At 74.5% G+C, this 2,658-nt stretch carries 2 protein-coding genes; both read left to right on the plus strand.

Annotation, left to right across the window (positions count from 1 at the left end):
• Positions 1–59 precede the first annotated feature (59 nt).
• Positions 60–434: an NADH-quinone oxidoreductase subunit NuoK gene (nuoK, locus tag AOK09_RS21610; RefSeq protein WP_055588878.1), complete on the plus strand. Its 375-nt coding sequence runs from the start codon at positions 60–62 to the stop codon at positions 432–434.
• Positions 431–2,629: an NADH-quinone oxidoreductase subunit 5 family protein gene (locus AOK09_RS21615; RefSeq protein WP_055588879.1), complete on the plus strand. Its 2,199-nt coding sequence runs from the start codon at positions 431–433 to the stop codon at positions 2,627–2,629. Before nuoK ends, AOK09_RS21615 begins: the two co-directional genes overlap by 4 nt.
• The last annotated feature ends 29 nt before the right edge of the window (positions 2,630–2,658 follow it).

A 2,658-nucleotide genomic window follows, 5' to 3' on the forward strand; every position in this document is an offset into this window, starting at 1 on the left:
CCCCCGGACCGGCCGCCGATCCGGCCCCCGCGAACCCCCCGCAGGAGCGCTGACCGCCGATGCACCTGGCCTATCCCGCCGTCCTCGCCGCACTGCTCTTCTGCATCGGCCTCTACGGTGTGCTCGCGCGGCGCAACGCCGTCCTCGTCCTGATGTCCGTCGAGCTGATGCTCAACGCCGTCAACCTCAACCTGGTGGCCTTCGACGTCTGGCTGCGTGACACCCTCCACGCCGGCCAGGCGCTCACCCTCTTCACCATCACCGTCGCCGCCGCGGAGATCGGCCTCGGCCTCGCCATCGTGCTCATGGTCTTCCGAACCCGCGGCACCGCCGATGTGGACCGGCTCCGCGACCTCACCGACAGCATCGCATCGACCACTGACAGTCCGCCCCGACAGGAAGCAGACCCGGTGAAGGGCAAGGCCGCCGCATGACCGTCACCCTCGCCGCGCTGGTCCCCGCGCTCCCCGCGCTCGGTGCCGCCGCCGGGCTCGCCGCGGGCCGGCGCGCCCCCGGCTTCGTCCGTCCGCTCGCCGTGCTCCCGGTCGCCGCCTCCGCCGTCCTCGCCGTCCTGGTCGCTCTGGACCTGGGCACCGGCAGGGTCCTGGACGCCGCCACCCGGCTCACCCCCACCGGGGGACCCGCCGTCGACCTGGCACTGCACCTGGACGGCTTCTCCACCGCCATCGGCGTGCTGGTCGGGATCGTCGCCACCTGTGTGCAGATCTACTCCACCGCCTATCTGCGCGACGACCCCCGCTACCCCTCGTACGCCGCCCTGGTCTCCCTGTTCACCGCGGCCATGCTGCTGGTGGTCTACTCCGGCGACCTCATCGTGCTGCTGGTCGGCTGGGAGATCATGGGCATCTGCTCGTACTTCCTGATCGGCCACCACTGGGAGACCGCGGACGCCCGCTCCGCCTCCCTCAAGGCCTTCCTGGTCACCAAGCTCGGCGATGTGCCCTTCCTGTTCGGCATCTTCGCCCTGGGCGCCGACGCCGGGACCTTCCGCATCAGCGGAGTGCTGGACGCCGCCGCCCACGGCCGGCTGGGGCACCCCACCCTGGTGGCGCTGCTGCTGCTCGCCGGCGTCGCGGGCAAGTCCGCCCAGTTCCCGCTGCACACCTGGCTCCCGGACGCGATGGCAGGCCCCACCCCGGTCTCCGCGCTGATCCACGCCGCGACGATGGTCGCCGCCGGTATCTACCTGGTCGCCCGGCTCCTCCCGGTCTATCTGCACTCCGGTGCCGCCCTGGTCGTGCTGGCCGTGATGGCAGCCGTCACCATGGTCGGCTCCGGTCTCTGTGCCCTCGCCCAGGACGACATCAAACGCGTCCTCGCCTACTCCACCGTCGGCCAGCTCGGCTACATGGCGGGCTCGCTCGCCTCCGGAGACCGCGACGCGGCCGTCTTCCACCTCCTCTCCCACGGCTTCTTCAAGGCGCTGCTGTTCCTCGCCGCCGGCGTGGTCATCCATGCCGCCCACACCAACTCGCTGACCGCCATGTCCCGGATGCCGGGCCTGCGCAACCGAGTCCAGGACGCCTACTGGACGATGGGCATCGGCCTGGTCGCCCTGGTGGGCCTGCCGCCGTTCGCCGGCTTCTTCTCCAAGGAGTCCGTGCTCACCGCGGCCGAGCACGCCGCCAACGGAGAAGCGCTCACCCGCGGCCTCGGCCCGGCCGACGCCGTGCCCGCCGCGGCAGGCTGGATCGTCCTGGTGGCGGGGCTGGTCACGGCGGTACTCACCGCCGCCTATGCCACCCGGCTGTGGCTGCTGGCCTTCCACGCCCCCGCGGCCCGCACCGTCGTCGCCGCCTACCCCGGCGAGGAGGCCGCGGCCCACCCCGCCGAGCCGCCGGCCATGCGCTGGCCGCTGTGGGTGCTGGCCGTCCCCACCATGGCCTTCGGCGTCGCCGGACTGCGCGACGGCTGGCTGCCGTCCCTGCTGGACGGCGGCTCGCTCCGCCCCACCCTCACCACCGCAGTCCTCGGCACCGGCCTCGCCGTGGTCGGGGTCATCGCCGCGTACGCGGCCTGGCGCAGCGCCTCCCAGCGGGTCACCCGGGCCCAGGCGCACGCCGCCAATGCGGTCCTGGAACGGGCTGCCCTGGACCACGCCGTCCGCCCCGCCGGCACCGAGGCCACCCCGGAGGAGACCCCGGCCGACCTCGCCGCCGACCTGGCGACCGCCACCGCCGAGTCCGCCACCGCTGAAGCCGCCACCGCTGAAGCCGCCGGAGCCGCAGCCCCCGCCGCGGGCGCGACACCCGCCGTGCCGCCCACGCACGAGGCGATCGCCGCCGCCGTCGCCGCAGCCGAAGCCGTGCCCCTCACCGCGGACCCCGCGCGCGCCCTCCTCGGCCCGCTGCTGAGCCCGGCCACCCGCGGCTTCGGCGTCGACCGTGCCTACAGCGCCCTCTTCGTGGCCCCCTTCACCGCCGCCGCCCGGCTGGTCCGCTTCCTGGACCGCGAGGTGGTCGAGGGCTACGTCAACGGTTCCGGGCTCGGCGCCCGCTGGCTGGGCGCCGCCGTCCGCCGCGCCCAGACCGGCAACGCCCAGACCTACCTCGGGGCCCTGCTGGCCGGTGCCGTGATCATCGCCGTCGCCGTGGCGGTCCGCACATGACCGCCCGCGCCCCGCGCACCCCCGGCCAC

The sequence above is a fragment of the Peterkaempfera griseoplana genome (assembly GCF_001418575.1).
Taxonomy (GTDB): domain Bacteria; phylum Actinomycetota; class Actinomycetes; order Streptomycetales; family Streptomycetaceae; genus Peterkaempfera; species Peterkaempfera griseoplana.

Bases quoted from the DNA above. Each gene is read 5' to 3' on its own strand.
- nuoK (WP_055588878.1), top strand. From the start codon at position 60: ATGCACCTGGCCTATCCCGCCGTCCTCGCCGCACTGCTCTTCTGCATC.
- AOK09_RS21615 (WP_055588879.1), top strand. From the start codon at position 431: ATGACCGTCACCCTCGCCGCGCTGGTCCCCGCGCTCCCCGCGCTCGGT.